Source organism: Siccirubricoccus phaeus, from assembly GCF_008360935.1.
Classification (GTDB): Bacteria; Pseudomonadota; Alphaproteobacteria; order Acetobacterales; family Acetobacteraceae; genus Siccirubricoccus; species Siccirubricoccus phaeus.
This window is the reverse complement of the sequence record NZ_SRXO01000006.1, coordinates 57512-74707: the sequence shown is the minus strand read 5'-3', so window position 1 is coordinate 74707 and position 17196 is coordinate 57512. Positions and strand designations below refer to the sequence as shown.

General features: G+C 66.4%; 16 protein-coding genes. 10 read left to right on the top strand and 6 right to left on the bottom strand.

Annotated elements, in window-relative coordinates:
* Position 1: 1 nt before the first annotated feature.
* From E5N76_RS10405 to E5N76_RS10380, 6 genes are all read right to left on the bottom strand, one after another.
* A complete protein-coding gene (locus tag E5N76_RS10405; RefSeq protein ID WP_149537234.1) occupies positions 2-3199 on the bottom strand; it encodes a DUF1156 domain-containing protein in 3198 nt (1065 codons plus the stop codon).
* Complete coding sequence (locus tag E5N76_RS10400) at positions 3189-4193, bottom strand: hypothetical protein (RefSeq protein ID WP_149537233.1); 1005 nt, start codon at positions 4191-4193, stop codon at positions 3189-3191. Before E5N76_RS10400 ends, E5N76_RS10405 begins: the two co-directional genes overlap by 11 nt.
* Positions 4193-7027, bottom strand: coding sequence for a DUF499 domain-containing protein (locus E5N76_RS10395; RefSeq protein WP_149537232.1), 2835 nt, complete (start codon positions 7025-7027; stop codon positions 4193-4195). Before E5N76_RS10395 ends, E5N76_RS10400 begins: the two co-directional genes overlap by 1 nt.
* 171 nt (positions 7028-7198) lie before the next feature.
* The gene (locus E5N76_RS10390; RefSeq protein WP_149537231.1) at positions 7199-7573 is read right to left on the bottom strand and encodes a hypothetical protein; all 375 of its coding nucleotides are present in this window, start codon (positions 7571-7573) and stop codon (positions 7199-7201) included.
* Positions 7570-8922 (bottom strand): recombinase family protein, encoded by a 1353-nt coding sequence (locus tag E5N76_RS10385; protein ID WP_149537230.1) that lies wholly within the window; start codon positions 8920-8922, stop codon positions 7570-7572. Before E5N76_RS10385 ends, E5N76_RS10390 begins: the two co-directional genes overlap by 4 nt.
* Entirely contained in the window at positions 8919-9425 is a 507-nt protein-coding gene (locus tag E5N76_RS10380; RefSeq protein ID WP_149537229.1) for a DUF2924 domain-containing protein, read from the bottom strand. Before E5N76_RS10380 ends, E5N76_RS10385 begins: the two co-directional genes overlap by 4 nt.
* A 251-nt stretch (positions 9426-9676) precedes the next feature.
* On the opposite strand from E5N76_RS10380, the gene E5N76_RS29465 reads away from it, so the two are divergent.
* From E5N76_RS29465 to E5N76_RS10330, 10 genes are all read left to right on the top strand, one after another.
* Positions 9677-9847, top strand: coding sequence for a hypothetical protein (locus E5N76_RS29465; RefSeq protein ID WP_187830095.1), 171 nt, complete (start codon positions 9677-9679; stop codon positions 9845-9847).
* Positions 9848-9900: 53 nt separating this feature from the next.
* The gene (locus tag E5N76_RS10370; protein WP_149537228.1) at positions 9901-10227 is read left to right on the top strand and encodes a helix-turn-helix domain-containing protein; all 327 of its coding nucleotides are present in this window, start codon (positions 9901-9903) and stop codon (positions 10225-10227) included.
* Positions 10228-10240: 13 nt separating this feature from the next.
* Positions 10241-10960, top strand: a complete 720-nt coding sequence (locus E5N76_RS10365) for an ImmA/IrrE family metallo-endopeptidase (RefSeq protein WP_149537227.1) — start codon at positions 10241-10243, stop codon at positions 10958-10960.
* A gap of 119 nt (positions 10961-11079) precedes the next feature.
* Positions 11080-12246, top strand: a complete 1167-nt coding sequence (locus E5N76_RS10360) for a hypothetical protein (RefSeq protein WP_149537226.1) — start codon at positions 11080-11082, stop codon at positions 12244-12246.
* Complete coding sequence (locus E5N76_RS10355; RefSeq protein WP_149537225.1) at positions 12239-13174, top strand: hypothetical protein; 936 nt, start codon at positions 12239-12241, stop codon at positions 13172-13174. The genes E5N76_RS10360 and E5N76_RS10355 overlap by 8 nt, the downstream gene beginning before the upstream one ends.
* A gap of 92 nt (positions 13175-13266) precedes the next feature.
* On the top strand, positions 13267-13479 hold the full coding sequence (locus E5N76_RS10350; protein WP_149537224.1) for a helix-turn-helix transcriptional regulator: 213 nt from the start codon (positions 13267-13269) through the stop codon (positions 13477-13479).
* 147 nt (positions 13480-13626) lie between these two features.
* Positions 13627-13929 carry a hypothetical protein gene (locus E5N76_RS10345; RefSeq protein ID WP_149537223.1) on the top strand — a complete coding sequence of 101 codons (303 nt, stop codon included), beginning with the start codon at positions 13627-13629 and terminating at the stop codon, positions 13927-13929.
* Positions 13926-14837, top strand: coding sequence for an ATP-binding protein (locus tag E5N76_RS10340; protein ID WP_235907651.1), 912 nt, complete (start codon positions 13926-13928; stop codon positions 14835-14837). Before E5N76_RS10345 ends, E5N76_RS10340 begins: the two co-directional genes overlap by 4 nt.
* Before the next feature lie 3 nt (positions 14838-14840).
* The gene (locus E5N76_RS10335; RefSeq protein ID WP_149537222.1) at positions 14841-15491 is read left to right on the top strand and encodes a hypothetical protein; all 651 of its coding nucleotides are present in this window, start codon (positions 14841-14843) and stop codon (positions 15489-15491) included.
* A gap of 14 nt (positions 15492-15505) precedes the next feature.
* Positions 15506-17191 carry a DEAD/DEAH box helicase gene (locus tag E5N76_RS10330; protein ID WP_149537221.1) on the top strand — a complete coding sequence of 562 codons (1686 nt, stop codon included), beginning with the start codon at positions 15506-15508 and terminating at the stop codon, positions 17189-17191.
* The last annotated feature ends 5 nt before the right edge of the window (positions 17192-17196 follow it).

Here is a 17196-nt window from a genome sequence, read left to right as displayed (position 1 = left end):
GCTAGCTGTCCCCGAACAGCGACATCTGTGCGCTCGTCGGCTTGGCAGGCTGGGCCTTCTGCCACGCATCGAACCGCATCTTGGCAACCTTTGCCGCGTCGCGAATGACGGTGGTGTGGCCCCGCCGCTCGAACCATTCCAGCAGCGGCCGCAGAGCCGGATGCGGCTTGAAGTTCGGGTTGCGAAGCGTGTCATTGGCGTCGAGGCCGCTGCCGGGATGACAGGCCCCGATCAGCACCATGGCCTGGTCGTAGTCGCTGTCGAGCTTTCGCTTTTGGCGCTTGTGCCACGACTGCGCGATCTCAAGCGGCGAGGTCAGATGGTAGACCTTGGCCTTCTCCGAGCACCAGCCGCGCTCCTCAAATTCATCCGGGCTGCTCCCTGTCCCTCGGAGGAACTTCTGCATTTGGTCGCGCTTCTGCTCGGCGCCGTCGGCAAAGATGCGAAGGAACTGCCGCGTGTATGGTTCTGCGTCGACAGGCGGAATCTCTGCGGCCGTCGATCCCTCGTCGAGGATCTGGTTGATGCCGATGATGGCTTCCTTGACCGAGATGGTTTCGCCCTCAGCCTTAAAGACCTGACCGTAGTGGCGGGAGAAGTACTCGAGCGCCTTGCCTCGCTTGATGACCGCAAGATCTGCCGCGGGCAGACCCTCCTTCGCATGCGCCTCCAGCACGCCCTGAAGCTGCTTCACGTCTTCCAGCACCTCACGCCTCATGCGCGCCCAAGAAACTGGCTTTGGATCCTCGGTGCGCTTTCGGCATACGTGAATGATGTCGTACTCGACGCGCTGCGACCCGTATTCGCCGTCGCCCTTCGTCTCATCGCCCCGGATCGGGTAGGTAGCCTCCAGCACGAAGCCCGCATCAAAAAGGCTTGCAAGCACGTCGATCCAGGGTTCGTCCTGATCATGGTGAAACGTGAATGCGAGCAAACCTCCAGCTTTGAGCTTGCGATGTACCTCGTGCCACGATTGTGTCAGGAGGCGCCGGTAGAAGGCGTCCGCTTCATCACCCTGCCGTGCCTTGTTGGAGACTACCTCAAGGGTCTTCGGGGTAGCCTCGGGCCTGAAGCACGCGTGCTGCTCTCGCAAGAGAGGCCGCATCCAGCTGTAAAAAAAGTCAGCCCACTCCGCATACTGCATCAGGTTTCCAAAGGGCGGATCCGTTACACAGAGATCGAGGCTTCCATCTTCGATATCGGTAAGGTTCGTCGCCGATCCACAAATCAAGCTCTCGACTGGGAGCAGAGGATCGCGCGGATAGATCTTCGTGCTCTTTGCTGCTCCAGCATCGCGCGTCGAGTTTTCATTTACCAAAATTTCCCAAGGATCAGATGACCACTCGAGGGTTTCAAATATACCTTCGATACAAGAAGTCCAGTTGCCGCGACCTTCAGCACAAAAGAACGAATTTTCGACAGGCATAATCTTCGGCCGAAAATTGTTCTTTGCAAATTGCGGCTCCAAAGAGTCTCGCTGCAAATTCCATATCGTCATCATGCACTGGTTGCGGATATATTGTTGAAATGCCGCGATAACAATGTCGACGCATTCGTCTGAATATCGTCCGCGCTGTTCATCGATTCCCTTGGCAAGAATGGACAGACAGAGGAGCTGTCTCGGATTAAACATCGTATACCAATGCGTATAGCCGTGACGACGAACTGACCAGAAATCTGCCTCAAGTCCGTAAGGCAGCTCCTGTCGCGGCCAGTATTTCGCCAGATCGGTGTTTTTCCTCTCTTGCCATTCGCGCTCGGCCGCCGTGATTGCAGCTTGGTTGTTAAGGGGGGAAAAGAACCGTCCCCCATAAGCCGCGCCACTCGCGTCGCGGGTATAGGACATTCCCTGAATGAGTGCGGGAACGTATGGCGCGCCCTTGCCCGTTCTGGATGTGCTATCGAGAACGTCCTGCACCGTACCGCACCGAGCACATTCGAAGTGGGCCTTCTTCGGCACGGTGCCAGTTGCGGCGCCGGTCTTCAGTGTCTCCCCGGTCGTCGGACAGATGATTTCTGCGGGAACGCGACCACGCACCTCGAGCAATTCCAGCGCCGCCCCGCGCTTGACGTTCCATCGCACGTTGCTTTCAGCGTCGTCCTGCGGTGTGCCGCCGAGAGGGAAGCCGTCGTCATCGACGCTGGCGCATCCTGTCAGCCAAGACGGATGGATTAGCAAGGACAAGTCGACCTTCTTGCGAGACGCCTTGCCTAGCCGCGGCAGATCTGTGTGCCGGCAGTGCGGGCAGACCACGCCTTTCCGAGCGTCCAATACGGCGTAGGGGCCCTCACTGTCGGCCACGACGAGCGGAACGTCTGGCGCCATGCGCGCCGGCTTTTCCTCTATGTCAAATGTGGATTGGCACGCCACGCATCGGTGTGCCCAGAACCGGATCGATATTGACTTCACCGCGACTATATTCGTGTTGACGATCGGGGTGCGGTGGCCACAACCAGTTACCTGGCAGTGTCCGTGCTTGATCCAGAAGGTGTAGACCATCTCTGGGCCGCTATACGCATAGCCCTTGCGTTCTTCTGGCTTCAGCGCGAGTGGGTCGAAATCATCTCCCATAGCGATCTTGTCAGAGAGACGAGTCCAGACGCCCTTTTCCCCAGCGGGGCCCTCGCAAGCATAAAAGGGCATGATCTGCGGCTTCACCTCGGCCTCGACGTCGGCCAGCAGCCGCTTCACCGCGTCGAGGTCGGGCTTGGCGAATTCCTGCTTCACGACGAACCAGGCCACCGGATTCAGGTCCACACCAGACATCTGCATGCCCAGGCGCGAACCCTCCACCAGTGTGGTGCCACCGCCCATGAAGATGTCGGCGACCTTCAGGTGCTTTAAAGCGCCTTTCTTCTGGTGGTTGGCGTAGTAGGCCTCCCACACTGCCTTCGCGGCCTGGGCCGGGTCGTCCGGCGCCTTCATAGCGCTGGCCAGCAGCATGGCGCGGAACACGGACGATCGGCGACGCGCCCACCACTTCGACATCTGGTAAATCGGCTTGCCGGCGTTGCCTTCGATCTGCGCAATCTGATTGATCGCCAGGATCGGAAAGTCGACCTCGATGCAGGTCTTCGGGCGATTGGGATCCGAGAAGTCCACCGTCTCCACGGCCATCGGGCGGCCGGCACCGACTGCCTTGGCGATGTCCTGAGCGAGCTTGTCCTTGGCCGATACGGTGGCGCCATCACGGGGCATTCGGGGAATCCTGGAGTCGGAGTTCGATGAAAGGGGAGAGCGCTTCGAGCAGCGTTAGCCCGCCATGGCCGAGATTGGCATTGCCGCCCGGCACCGGCCATTTCCGGCGGCCCAGCGGCAGACGCACACGCTCCTGGCGGCCCTGGAGCGACAGCGCCAGTGGCGGGGACCACCCGCCCGTCTCGCCATCTGCTGCAGTACGCCCGCCAGCGAAGACGCCTCGAAGCCACGCCTTCTGATCTTCGTAGGTATCGTGGAAGCCACCGATGTGGGCATAGCCGTGGTCGGACGTGACCAGCAGTCGCCGCCCTGTGGCGAGGCGCCGCAAGAAGCCCCAGAAGGCGGCGTCGGAGAATGTGTCGGCGACGTTGCGCGCCAACGCCTGGAAGCTGCTCCCGGCGTGAAAGCGCGCGTCGGGCCATTCGTGCCAAAACAGCCATCGGGGCTCCGCCTTCACCAGGGCGGCGCAGTCGGCCCAAGGGAGGTCGGCAACCTCTGTCGTGGCTCCGAGCAGACGAAAGCCAGCAGGAGGGTGGTTGTTGGCAAGGGTGTTGCGAGCCGGGACACCGAGCGCTTGGGCGAAGGAGTTCGTGTCGCCGGGCAGCTCAGCGGCCGTGGCTTCAGCCCTCACGACAGCGAAGCCATGCCCCAGTGCACCCTGGGTTAGCAGTGGCAGTTCCCGGAGCGATAGGCCATCCAGGATAAGGACCGCAGCACCAGCGCCATGCGGGACTGCGTTCCACCAATCGACCAGACGGTCGGCGGTTCGGGGCATGGCATCACCGAAAGCAGCCCACAGATCCCAACCGGCACCCGCCAGCCATGCATCAACCGCCTGCAAGGCTTCGTCCCGGAGGCGGGCCGCCGTATCAGACGCCTTGCCCTGCCCGACACTGTCGCACACGTCGAGCGCATGCTGCGCGAGTGCGGCCCATGCTGCCGCCGGATCGGCTTCCTGGAGCTGGCGCAGCAACGGTAGGGGCAAGGATGCCATCACGTGGGCGGATCCTCGCGATCGAGCGACAACCCGTAAATCAGCCCGTCAGGCAGCTTCTCCAGCAGCTTCTTGATCTGCGCCCCGGTGGCCGAATCAATCGTGATCGTCACGGATTGAAGCGGTGTCGCTGCGCCGATCTCCCACATTTCCAGCTGACCGGCGAGGTTCAATCCTGAATTCGGCTTGGGAGACTGGAGGCGCGTCCGCTTGGGCGGTGCGTTTCCGCTCCCGCCAAAGATGCCGGCTCCGCCGCCGAAGAGGCCACCAGCAGGCCCCTCGCCGAAACCGGGCGTGCCCGCGCTTCCGCCCGCCGGCGGCGTGGTCGGTGGGGCGCCCGGAAAGCCGCCAGAGGATGATGGCGACGAGCCTAAAGAGGCGCCTGTGACGCCGGGCGTCACTCCCGGTGGGATAGGCGCACCGGGTGTGGGCGCGCCTGCGTTCGTGGCACCTGTCTGTGGGGCGGGCCCGTGCGCGGCTACACCGACGCCAGGCAAACTGAGGATCACCTCCTCAAGCTGCTTTCCATCAGGAAGCTTGCCGCGGAGGCGCGTGAAGGCGTCTTTGATGTCCTCGCCCGGGCGACGTTCCAGTCGCTCGCGGCCCTGGACGTCGATGGTGATCTTGCCCTGCGCGCAAACGGAGATCAGCTTCTCCTTCATCGCGACGTCGCCGAGCCATGGAATGGTGTCGGCGGGCGCGGGGCGCGGCTCGCGGAGCTCGTCGAGCACCTTCCTGACCGACGCCGCGCTCTTGGCGGCTTCCACCGCGTAATCCGCAAAGGCTTCTGGCTCGAAGAGATCGTTGGCGATGGTGGTGTCCATCGCATTCGGGATCTCGCTGCCGCGAACCTTGAGCTTCTCCTCGGTGAAGCGAGACTTTGCGGGCGTCTGGTTGTCCCAGGCTGCGAGGATGGCAAAGCGGTCGTATCGGTCCTTCAGCGCGTCACGGAGGAGCTTCTGGTACTTCGTCTTGAGCTTCGCATACTCGGCGCCCTGCCATTCCGTCGCTTTGACGACGGCTCGTGCATAGAACAGCAGTGTCGGATCGTCGAAGACGGGCTGTGCCGGCTTGCCGTCTGCAGTCTGCGTCCGCGGCAGCAGGAAGCGCGGAGTGTTCCGCCTCTGCGGCAGGTGATCCTTGAGCCACTGCGCGAGGCGCTCGCTGAGGCGATCAGGTGTCTCCGGCAAGACAAGAATCGGGATGCGGTTGCTCCACATCGCCGGCTGGTCTTCTTCTGCCAGGCCGGACCAAGGGTCCGTCAGCCAAGCCTTCGGCAGGGGGATGACTCGGAACGGCAGAGTCACGCCGGGATCGCCGTAGATCACATAGCGAATCTCCAGCGCGAGATGCGCGATGTCGGCACCGCTCGCGAACAGCTTCGCGTTGCGAGCCGCCGCCTTGAGCTTTGCCTCAGCGTTTTCCTCTTCGCGGAAGATCAGTCGATCAGCCACCTCGTGTAGGTTGAAGCTATTGTCGAGGATGGTGTCGAGTTCAGCCGGAAAAGCATTTGCATCGAGGGCCACACTGCGCGTGCAGTCCATCTGAAGCTGCGCTCGCGTAGCCCCAACCGTCTTCTCAACAGCGATCGAGCGTAGCCAGAGCGACGCAATGACGTCCTCGAGGTGGGGCACATCCTTCGCCGCATTGTCGACCGCCTCGGCTACCGCCTCCCGGTTTCGACGCGCCTTGTCGCGCAGGGCGCGGTGCTCCGGATTGTTGACCGAGTCCAGGAGCGGTCCGATCCCGCTATCCTCGTCATCAATGTAGAAGTCCGCGGCAGTCAGGACCGGTGATGCGTTGCCTCGGCTCTTGTAGAGTCCGGCGAGAATCTTGATGAGGTCGCGGTTTTCCTGAGCAGAGGTCGCGACCAGGATTTGGTCCTCCAGGAGCTGAAGCAGCTGTGGCGAGAACGGCCATGCTTCAGTGAAATCCTGGCGGACGCTGGCGTGCTGTGCGGCCGGCACCTCCCCAAGCCTTAAGCATTCGGCCACGTGGACCGCGGTGAGTGCTTCGATGTCGGCGTCGGCGACCTGTAGCCGGTTCTCGAACAGCCGATGCAGCAACAGATGACGCCGATCTCGCTTCGCGTGCGCGCCGCTGAAGTTCTGGAGTACGGGATTGATGCGCTGCACCTGCTTGAATGCGTCGGTCGTACCGTTGCGGATGGAGACGACCAGGAGGAAGAGATCCGGGCGTTGGTCCCCGATCTCTGAGAGAATTTGGATGAAGTTGAAGGCCCAGGTCTTGTGGGGCTTGTTCGGCGCATCGACGAGGCCGTCGAACCAGGTCTGGAACTCATCCAGGATCAGGGCGGTCGGCCTCTGCTCAAACATCTTGAGCAGCAGCTCCATCGAAGGAACTGGCGTCTTGTGGGCTGAGCCGTGCTCCCAGATCCCCCTGTACACCTTGCCCTCGGGATGCTGGTCGAAGAGGACATCCCATAGGAACGGAAAGCGCTGCTGGTGAAGGCTCGCGGTCACTACCTCCAGGCCAGAGCGCAGCGGAATCGTGGCTAACGATGGATCATTGAGTACCCCGGCCCAATGCGTCAGCCATGCTGCCGCTGCTGGGCCATCGGTCAGGGTGTGGTAGAGCGCTCCAAGGAGGTGGGACTTACCGAGGCCACGCTCACCCATTAGCGCGATTGGGCGGCTGAGGCCCGGGCCCGCTGCGCGCAGCATGCCGACAAGATCGGACGTGGGGTAGGTGATCGAAAGGAAATCAGCGGCGGGAAGCTGAGTTGCGCCCGTCTTCTTGGTATTTGTCAGATCAATCTGTGTGCCCTGGAGTAGCTTTCCCCGGAATTCAGGCCGCAGCGTCAGTCCAAGCATAAGCCACTATTCCCCCTTGCCAACACAAAGCGGCGCCTTTGCTTGCGCTGGCGACCTTAATAGCGACCAGGGGCAACCCGCGTGCGGATCGGCGCGCGGGACCACGATGGTCTGCGTCATGATACTCATTATAACGAAGAAATTCCATCGCTGCACGCGGCCTATGGGCGGCTAGCCACGGGATGCGCTTTGTTCACCCCAGGTTGCCGGAAAAGGCACCAGCAACCGCGGCAGCGTCATCCCCTCCGGCTGCCGCCCGTCCAGGATCGCCTCGACCATGTCCGGCGCCAGCAGCGTCAGCCGCAGCACGCGCGAGACATAGGACGAGTTGATCTTCTCTGCCGCGGCCAGCTCGTTGATAGTGGCGAAGCGCCCGGTCTCCAGCATTCGCCGCCACCGGAAGGCTCGCGCCACAGCCTTGATGAGCGTGAGGTCCTGCCGGCGCTCCAGCGCCAGTACGCCGGGTGTGACCATCGCCTTCCGCCCTCCCCGGGGCTTCACCCGAAGCGGGATGACCACGATGAGGGTCTGCGCGGTGTCGCTCATACTGCCGCCCTCCCGGCCTCGGCTCCCCGGGCAGCGAGGTCCCGCACCAGACTGCCGAGCCCGTCGAGCCGCAGCCGCACCGCGGCGCCCTCCGCCCGGACGTCGACCCGATCCACCAGCAGCCGCACGATGCGTGCCCGCTCGGCCGGGAAGAGCTCGTCCCAGAGCGGCTCTATGCGCTCCAACGCCAGCAGCACCTCCTGCTCAGTGACCTCCGGTGCCGTCGCGCGGGCCGCCCGCCAGGTGCCGACCACCATCTCCGGCTGCCGCAGCAGTGCGCGGACCTGTGCGACCACCGCCGACTCGATCTCCCCGGCTGGCAGCCGCGGGATCGCCGGCCGCTCGGTCCCGCCGCCCTTCAGCACCGCCTGGCTGACATAGTAGCGGTACATCTGCCCGCCCCGCCCGCGGCTGTGGCTCGGCGACATGGCGCGGCCGTCGCTGTCAAAGATCAGCCCGCGCAGCAGCGGCGCCGTCGTGTTCCGCGTCCGATTAACCCGCACGCGCGGGCTGACCTGCAGGATGGCGTGCACCGCGTCCCACTGCTGCTGGGTGACGATGGCGTCGTGCTCGCCGGGATAGGCCGTTCCCTTGTGAACCGCCTCGCCGAGGTACACGCGGTTGCTGAGGATGCGGTAGACGTCACTCTTCGTCAGCGGGCGGCCCCGCTTCGTGGTGGCGCCCTCGGCTCGCAGGGCCTGCACCAGCTTGGTGCAGGACTCCGTCTCGACGAAGCCCTGAAAGATCCTCCGCACCAGCGCGGCCTCGGCCTCGTTCACCACCAGCTTCCGCTCGCGCACGTCGTAGCCGAGCGGCACGTACCCACCCATCCACATGCCGCGCTTGCGCGAGGCCGCGACCTTGTCGCGGATCCGCTCGCCGATGACCTCTCGCTCGAACTGGGCGAAGCTGAGCAGGATGTTCAGTGTCAGCCGCCCCATGCTGGTGGTGGTATTGAAGCTCTGCGTCACAGAAACAAAGGTGACGTTGTTCGCATCGAACACCTCGACCAGCTTGGTGAAATCGACCAGGGAGCGGCTCAGGCGGTCGATCTTGTAGACCACCACCACATCCACCAGCCCCTCCTGGATGTCAGCGACGAGGCGCTTCAAGGCGGGGCGTTCCAACGTCCCGCCAGAGATGCCGCCGTCGTCGTAGCGCTCCCGGACGAGGACCCATCCCTCGGCGCGCTGCGACGCGATGAACGCCTCACAGGCCTCGCGCTGCGCGTCGAGGGAGTTGAACTCCATGTCGAGCCCTTCCTCGCTCGACTTCCGAGTATAGACCGCGCAGCGGAGCTTCCGCACGGTCGCCGGCATCGCACCGGCCGGCTTCGCGTCACGCTTCATACTGCGCTCCGGCTCGGGCGCAGCCCGAAGAACACGCGCCCGTTCCAGCGGGTGCCCGTGATGGCGCGGGCGATGGCGGAGAGGGACTGGTAGGGCTGGCCTTGGTACTCGTAGCCGGCGCGCGTGACGGTCACCACGTGCTCGACGCCCTGGTATTCCCGGATCAGCTGCGTGCCGGCGATCGGCTTGTCGTCGCCGCGCATGCGGCGGACGGTGACCTTCCCGCCGTCGAGCTGCTCGCCGAGCGCCTCGAGGCGGGCCAGCGTCTCCGGCTTCAGGCCGCCATAGACAAGCTCTTGAATCCTGTAGGCGAGCCGGCTTTCCAGGAAGCGCCGATTGTAGGGCGGCGGCTCGGCGCCGAAGAGTTCCCGCCACTGCTGCTTCAGCGCAGGCGTGGCGGCGGTCTTCAGGGCGGCGAGTCGGCCGAGCACGTCGGCGGGCGGGATGGCGGGGGCGGTGAACGCCGGCCGGGGGGTGGGCTTGGGCTTCGTGGTGCGCGTCATGCGTCTCTCCGGGTGGTCCGGTTCGCATGCAGGCGCTGGGCGGCCGGGAAGTGTAGCAACCGCTCTCCGCGGTCCGCGGAATCAGGCGCGGCTTCCTCGCCAGCGCGGCTGCGCAGCCGCAGCAGGCCGCGGGCAAGCAGGTCGCAGACCTCGCGGAGGTGGGGCGGCAGTTGGGGGTTCGGTGGGGGCGAGAGCATGGTTCGAACCGAACATCGGACCAGACCGCTGCAAATCGAAGTGCAATCAATCGCTTGGCGAACGCACGCGAAAACAAAGGAAGCGATGCGCAGAGCGTGCCGGTGGCGGATGCCGGTGCCAGGGAGCTGCGAGACCTGCCCGGCGTGCACGAATCGGGAAACCTGATCCGCTCCGCCGAACAGCCGCACTGCGAAATTGCCCTTGACCCCCAGGGGGGCGCATGACTACGGCAATCCGCGAAGCCGCATGGGAACGGACAACTCAGAATGCAAGAGCCATGACTACGCGAACGGCCTCCCTCGGGCAGGCGATCGTGGCGGCCAGAAAGGCGAAGGGGCTCAGCCAGAAGGACCTCGCCGCCGCCATCATGAAGGATGACGATTCGGGCGCGATCTCTCCCCAGTACCTGAACGACATAGAGCACGACCGCCGCAGCCCGACCTCTGACCATCTGATCCGACAGTTCGAGAAGGTGCTCGGGATCGAGGAGGGATACCTCTTCGTGCTGGCAGGCAAGATCCCCGACGAGATGCGCCGCAAGGCGCGCGATCCTGCGAAGGTTTCCGAGGCATTCCGGGCCTTCCGCAGAACCCTGACGAAATAGCGGAGCCGCCTTGATGGTTGCCTGGGTCCCGGATCGCTCTGGTCGCTTCCCCAAGCGTCCGCACTACACCCAGCAGGAGCTCGACCGTGAATGCGAGGCGATCGTCGGGCGCTTCCTCCGCGAGAAGTACGGCAAGGTCGAGTATCCCCTGACCACCAATGATCTCACCATCCTTGTCGAGAGCTTCTGCTCCGACGTGGACCAGTACGCCGACCTCTCTGCCGAAGGAGCCGACGTGGAGGGGATGACCGAGTTCTTCCCCGACATCGCACCCAAGATCTACATCTCGGAGCGAATCGCGGCGGACGAGCGGCGCGAAAACCGCCTGCGGACGACGCTCTCGCACGAGCTCGGCCACGCCCACTTTCACCGGCTTCTCTTCGCCGAGCTCTTCGCACCCGGCGCCTTGTTCTCCCGCCGACCCTCCGAAGCCAAGATGGTGTGCAAGCGGGACAACATGTTGGGCGCCAAGGAGGTGGACTGGATGGAGTGGCAGGCTGGCTATGCCAGCGGCGCCTTCCTGATGCCCGCCTCCGCCCTGCGGCGGCACCTGTCCGCCTTCTGCTCCAGCCGGGGGCTCCATACGGCCATCCCCGTCGATTCGCCCGATTCGCGGGAAATGCAGCAGGCGGTCATGGAGGGCTTCCAGGTCTCAGCGGATGCTGCGCGCGTCCGCCTGCTGAAGCTCGGGTTCCTCACGAATCAGGCGGGTCCGCCGTCTCTCTTCGGCTGAGACAGGGCTTCTACGCGCATCAGCGTATCTTTTCGCTTGCTTGCGATCATGCGCTTTTGATACGCCGATTAGCGGAGCGCCGGATCGTCCGGTGCTGACCTGATCGAAAGCCCTCCCCCGTGCCCACCGTTCCCGACTTCATCCGGAGGACGCCGCCGGCGTCCCTCCGCACTTACTTCACCGCCATCGGCGCCGAGTTGCCCCAGGATATCGCCTGGGACGGACCCGCCAACGACGTCATCGCGCCCCTGCTGCGTGCCGTCGACGACATGGCCGATGCCGATCGCCTGCGCGTCGTGAACGATGCCGAGCGGGTCGGCGCCATGGCCGACGAGCCCGGGCAGGCAGCCCTCTACGCGGTCTGTGACGATCATGCGCGCCTCGACGCCATGGAAAACGGGCATGCCCGCGCGCTCTGGGTGTTCCTGAACGACTCCACCACCTTCCGTCACGCCGAGGAGGTGCGCTTCGCCGACGACAAGCGGTTCGGTCGGATGTGGGACGGCTTCCTGAGCCAGCGTGCGCTCCCCGTCGCGCGCGACACCGCTGCGATCGGCCGCTTCAGGCAGGCCGTCGCGGAGCGCTTCGGCAGTGCCAATGTCGAGGTCGAGATCTGCGACCGCTCCCGGCCGATGCTGGACGGGCCCGATGCAGCGCTCGTGCAGGCCGCGGTCTATCGCGAGGGCCGGGCGGGCGACGTGCTGGAGTTCGTCAATGGCCGGCTCTCCCGCCGCCCCCACAGGCCGGTGGTCGAGGCGGCCCTGACCTATGAGCCGGCGACAGGTGCGATCGAGGTGGTGGCGGCAGCGCGGGAAACGCGTGAGGCGCTGGTCCGCCTGTTTGCGGAGCACCTCCTGGGCACGGCCTTCCAGGGCGAGCGGCTCCCCATCCGCCAGTTCCGCCTCGATCGGCTGCGGCAGACGTTCGACTTCCCGACCGACATGGCCGACGGCATCGACTCGGTGCGCATCACGATGATGAGGCTGATGCCCCTCGAAACGCAGCGCGAGCGCATCACCCTCGAATGCATGCGCGGCGCCGAGAGCACGATCTGGCAGCTGGCGGCGGACCGCCTGAACGGCCAGGAGCAGGGGATCGAAGGCTACGCGATCACCGCCGTGCGGCTGACCATCAAGTTCCGCGCGGCGCCCGGGACCCGTGGCGGCCGCACCCTGCCGGTGACCATCACCATGCCCAAAGGCTGCGATCTCAAGGACCGCACCGAGCGGGAGCGCATCATCGGGGAGAAATACCTCCGCCGCTGGGGCCTCCTGCGGGATGTCTGATCGCCCGCCGCAGCTCGACGCCGAGGCGGTGGACCTGCTGCTCCAGGTGCTGGAGCTCAGGGAGCCGGTCCTGTCCGGCGCTGCCGCCGAGCTTTCGCCCCGGCCGGCGGCGGTGCTGGCGGCGGCCGGCCTGCTCGTGCCGCATGGTCATGAGGACGTCAGCGCATCCCAGGCCGATCACGACGATACGCCTGTTTCACTGATCTGGTCCGAGGCGCATGGGGGATTCGCCTACTTCAGTCCCGCGGTCGGCTTGGCGCCCGTTCCTCCGGAGCGGCAGGTTCGGTATCGGGTCGATGCCGCGGCCATGCTCGATGCCTTGGCCGCGCGACTGGATCGCCCGAGCAACCAGGCGGCCTTTCCCCTCATCGATGGGGTGCTTTGGGAGATCGGCGAGGTGCGCCTCGGTCGGCGCCCCGCGCGCGTGCCGCTCTGGTTTGCCCGGCGCCTCGTCAACCCTGCGGTGGTGCAGCAGGTTGTCGGCGCCGCGCGCGCTCGGCCGCACAATCGGCTGCGCGTGATCCTCACCAGCGCGCGGCCTTCCCGCGTGGCTGAAATCGAGATTCCCGGTGCCGCGGTGGTGGCGCTGCGCGACGTATTGGCCGCACCGGACAACCTCGCCATCAGCCCCGATATCCTCGATGCCCGGCTGCGCGGCGTGCCAGCTGAGCAGGACGGCCGGCCTCTCGTCCTGTCGTCCGATGGCCGGCAGCTGCGCATCGGCACCCAACCCCCGATCGCCTTCACGTCGGACGCCCACATCGCCGCCATCCGCAAGCTGGTGGATGCCTACTATCGCGGCGAGAGGCTGCCGATCCGCGAGCTCACCGACCTCGGCAGCCCCGCTCGTCTGTTCGGCGCCAAGAGATGGGCCGTGCTCAAGCGCCACATCACCACGGTGAATGGCCTGTGGGGCTTCGACCTATAGGCCGTTTTCTCCCTGTTCTTCTCCCGACTGCCGGCTCGTTCTTCTCCCTGCCGTGACGCGACCTTCCCCGCAGTTCTTCGAGGGAAGTCGCCATGTCCGTCAGGCACCTGCACCAGGCCGATCTGGCCCGCCGCTGGAATGTCAGCCCGCGCACGCTGGAGCGCTGGCGCTGGCTCGGCCAGGGGCCGCGCTTCCTGAAGATCGGCGGCCGCGTCGCCTATCGCCTCGAGGACATCGAGGCGTTCGAGGCGGCGCAGATCCGCACCATCAGCGGCAGCACCGGCGAGCATCGCCCTGCCGCCTGATCGCACCCGGCCTTGCTGCCGGGTCCTCCTGGGAATGCAACACCGCCGCAAGGCGGAAATACCAGGACGGTCAGCTCCGCCGCGTCGGGGCCCGGCAGCACCTTCACCGACGGAACCGGAGCGCGACGACGAAGGAGTCACGCTTCCATGTTCAAGCCCAAGCCACCGCCGCTCGACCAGCTGCGTCAGTCCTACGGGATGGCGTCGCTGCCGGACTGCATCAAGACCGATGCCGTCGGCGAGTACGGCCACGCGATCAGCAAGCCGATCGGCCAGTCCACGATCGACGACATCGCCTTCGCCATCCAGTCGCTGAGCACCGAGAGCACCGCGCTCTTCAGGCGGCTCGACGCGCTGCGCCAGCTGCATGATCGCACCCGCCGCGCCGGTGGTCTGGGTGCGCACCTCGCGATCGAGAGCGCCATGCGGGTCCAGGAGGGCGGCCAGTGAGCACGCCCTTCAACCAGACGCAGCCGGGTGGCTTCCGCATCATCACCGCCGACGAGCGGATGGCCGAACAGCGGGGCATCAAGGGCGTGCTCACTGGCATCTCGGGCATCGGCAAGACGTCGCAGCTCTGGACGTTGGATGCGGCCCGGACGCTGTTCGTGAACCTCGAGGCCGGGGAGCTCGCCGTGCAGGGCTGGCCCGGCGATGAAGTCCGCGTGCGCAGCTGGGAGATGGCGCGCGACCTGGCGTGCTGGATCGGCGGCCCGAACGCGGCCATGCGGCCCGACCAGCCCTACGACACGACCCACTATGAGCGCGTCTGCGCCGCCTTCGGCAGCCCGGAGCAGCTGGCGAAGTATGATACCATCTTCGTCGACAGCATCACCGTCGCCTCGCGCCTCTGCCTGCAGTGGTGCAAGGGCCAGCCGCAGGCGGTGTCGGATCGCAGCGGCAAGCCCGACCTGCGCGGCGCCTACGGGCTGCTGGGCCAGGAGATGATCGGCTGGCTGACCCACCTGCAGCACACGCCGAACAAGAATGTCTGGCTGGTCGGCCTGCTCAACAAGCAGCTCGACGACTTCAACCGCCCGTACTTCTCGCTGCAGGTCGAGGGCAGCAAGACCGGCCTCGAGCTGCCCGGCATCGTCGATGAGGTCATCACCCTCGCCGAGCTTCCGCGCGAGAAGGAGGCGCCGATCCGCGCCTTCGTCTGCACCACGCTGAACGCCTTCGGCTACCCGGCGAAGGATCGCAGCGGTCGCCTCGCCACCCTGGAGGAGCCGCATCTCGGCCGGCTGATGGAGAAGATCCGCCGGCCGCTGACGACGCCGCCGACGGCGCAGTTCCAGATCACCCTGCCCGCGGCGGAGCCCGCGATCCCCACCAACTCGACGCCGCAGGAGGGCTGAGCCATGTCCGGCAGCTTCACGCACGACTTCAACGGCGCCGAGGCGCAGCAGAACGCCTTCGAGGTGATCCCCGCCGGCACGCTGGTGAAGGTCCGCCTCACCATCCGGCCCGGTGGCGTTGGCCCGGAGGGCTGGGTCACGCAGAGCCGCACCAGCGACGCGCAGTACCTCAACACCGAGGCGGTGATCCTGGAGGGACCGCACACCAAGCGCCGGATCTACACGCGCATCGGCCTGCGCGGGAAGGGTGCGCAGGGGGCGGACGACGCCTACGGGAACCGCGGCCGCTCGCTAATCCGCGGCATCCTGGAGAGCGCCCGCGGCATCGCCTCTAAGGATGCCTCCGATCGCGCCCGTGCCGCGCGCACTATCCGCGGCTACGGCGACCTGAACGGGATGGAGTTCCTCGCCCGTGTCGGCGTCGAGAAGGACAAGACCGACCCGCGTGACGAGGGGCGCAACGTCATCGCCGCGGCGATCGGCCCGGAGCACGCGGACTACGCCCGCCTGATGGGTGCGGCACCGGCGGCGACGCAGCCCATGCTGCCCGGCCCGACGACGCCGGCGATCGGCGGCACCGCGCCCCCCTGGGCCGCCGCCCAGCCTGCCCAGCCGCCCGCGGCGGCGGGCAACGCGCCCTTCTGGGCGCGCTGAGCGGGAGGCCCACCATGATCCCGCGCGACTACCAGCGGGCGGCGGTGGACGCCGCCCGCGCCAAGACGGCGGCGCACGGCAACACGCTGGTCGCGCTGCCGGTCGGCGCCGGCAAGACCGCCGTCGCCGGCTTCTTCATCGGTGAGGAGGCGGCAGCAAAGCCCGGCTCCCGCTTCCTGGTGCTGCAGCACACGGACGAGTTGATCGAGCAGAACCGGGCCACGATCGGCCGGGTCGCCGGCCTCCCCGCCTCGGTGGTGAAGGCCGAACGCGACGACTGGTCCGGCCAGATCGTCTTCGGGAGCGTGCAGACGCTGGCGCGCTCCGCGCGGCGCGCCCGCATGGGGCAGGTCTCGCACCTCGTCATCGACGAGGCCCACCGCGCGGCCGCGGACAGCTACCAGGCCATCATCGCCGACGCCCGCGCCGCCAACCCGAAGCTCAAGCTGCTCGGCCTCTCGGCCACGCCGGAGCGCGGCGACGGGCGCAGCCTTCGCAAAACCTTCTCGAACATCGCCTACCACCTGCCGATCTCCGCGCTGATCGCCCAGGGCATCCTGGTGCCGCCGCGCACCTTCACCATCGACGTTGGCGTCTCCGACGACCTGGATCAGGTCGGCGCGACGGCCGGCGACTTCGACATGGACGCCGCCGCCAAGGTGCTGAACCGGGCAGTGGTCAACGAGGCGGTGGTCGAGCACTGGCACGAGCGTGCCGGCGACCGCCGCACCATCGCCTTCTGCGCCACCGTCGCCCATGCCGAGGCGGTCGCCGCGGCCTTCCGTGCTGCGGGGATCACCGCCGAGACGGTCACCGGCGAGATGCCGGCGAAAGAGCGCGCCGCGCTGCTCGCCCGCTTCGACCGCGGGGAGGTGCAGGTCATCACCAACTGCATGGTGCTGACCGAGGGCTTCGACAGCCAGCCGGTCGCCTGCATCGTCGTGCTCCGCCCGATGCTCCACCGCGGCACCTTCATTCAGGCGATCGGTCGCGGGCTGCGGAAGGTCGATCCGGAGCGCTTCCCCGGCGTGGTGAAGACCGACTGCGTCGTCCTCGACTTCGCCGGTGCCGCGCACCGGCATGGCTCGATCGAGCACGATGGTATGCTCGCCGAGGAGAAGGACGAGGGGCCGGGCCAGGCGCCGTACAAGACCTGCCCGGACTGCGAGGCGGAAGTTCCGCTCGGAACCATCGCCTGCCCCTTCTGCGGCCATGTTTGGGAGCGAATGCTCCGCGAAAAGCGCCCCCTGCAGTGCTTCGGGCTGACCGAGATCGACCTGCTGGACCGCTCGCCCTTCCGCTGGTGGGACATGCACGGCGACGGCCACGCGATGATCGCCTCCGGCTTCGACGCCTGGGCCGGCGTGTTCTTCGACGGGGAGCACTGGCACGCGGTCGGCAAGCTGCGCCAGGGGCGCCTCCGGCATCTCGGCGTCGGCGAGCGCGCCCAGGTCCTGGCCGGGGCCGACGACTTCCTGCGCCAGGCTGAGACCGGGGCCGCCGCCACCAAGAGCCGCCTCTGGCTGAACCACCCCGCCAGCCCGCGCCAGCGCGAGCTGCTGGTGAAGGCCGGGGACGCCGATCCGGCGCTGGACTTCGGCCTGTCGAAATACGCGGCGAACTGCCGGCTGAACTTCCTCTGGCACCGGCCGCAGATCCTGGCCGCGGTGTTCCCCGGCGGCCTGGGGAGGGCGGCATGAGCCGG

Excerpts from the sequence above, each read along its gene's own strand:
- E5N76_RS10345 (WP_149537223.1), top strand. The coding sequence starts at position 13,627 with ATGTTCAAGCCCAAGCCACCGCCGCTCGACCAGCTGCGTCAGTCCTAC.
- E5N76_RS10405 (WP_149537234.1), bottom strand. The coding sequence starts at position 3,199 with ATGCCCCGTGATGGCGCCACCGTATCGGCCAAGGACAAGCTCGCTCAG.
- E5N76_RS10390 (WP_149537231.1), bottom strand. The coding sequence starts at position 7,573 with ATGAGCGACACCGCGCAGACCCTCATCGTGGTCATCCCGCTTCGGGTG.
- E5N76_RS10395 (WP_149537232.1), bottom strand. The coding sequence starts at position 7,027 with ATGCTTGGACTGACGCTGCGGCCTGAATTCCGGGGAAAGCTACTCCAG.
- E5N76_RS10400 (WP_149537233.1), bottom strand. The coding sequence starts at position 4,193 with ATGGCATCCTTGCCCCTACCGTTGCTGCGCCAGCTCCAGGAAGCCGAT.
- E5N76_RS10335 (WP_149537222.1), top strand. The coding sequence starts at position 14,841 with ATGTCCGGCAGCTTCACGCACGACTTCAACGGCGCCGAGGCGCAGCAG.
- E5N76_RS10355 (WP_149537225.1), top strand. The coding sequence starts at position 12,239 with ATGTCTGATCGCCCGCCGCAGCTCGACGCCGAGGCGGTGGACCTGCTG.
- E5N76_RS10385 (WP_149537230.1), bottom strand. The coding sequence starts at position 8,922 with ATGAAGCGTGACGCGAAGCCGGCCGGTGCGATGCCGGCGACCGTGCGG.
- E5N76_RS10370 (WP_149537228.1), top strand. The coding sequence starts at position 9,901 with ATGACTACGCGAACGGCCTCCCTCGGGCAGGCGATCGTGGCGGCCAGA.
- E5N76_RS10350 (WP_149537224.1), top strand. The coding sequence starts at position 13,267 with ATGTCCGTCAGGCACCTGCACCAGGCCGATCTGGCCCGCCGCTGGAAT.
- E5N76_RS10365 (WP_149537227.1), top strand. The coding sequence starts at position 10,241 with ATGGTTGCCTGGGTCCCGGATCGCTCTGGTCGCTTCCCCAAGCGTCCG.
- E5N76_RS10330 (WP_149537221.1), top strand. The coding sequence starts at position 15,506 with ATGATCCCGCGCGACTACCAGCGGGCGGCGGTGGACGCCGCCCGCGCC.
- E5N76_RS10380 (WP_149537229.1), bottom strand. The coding sequence starts at position 9,425 with ATGACGCGCACCACGAAGCCCAAGCCCACCCCCCGGCCGGCGTTCACC.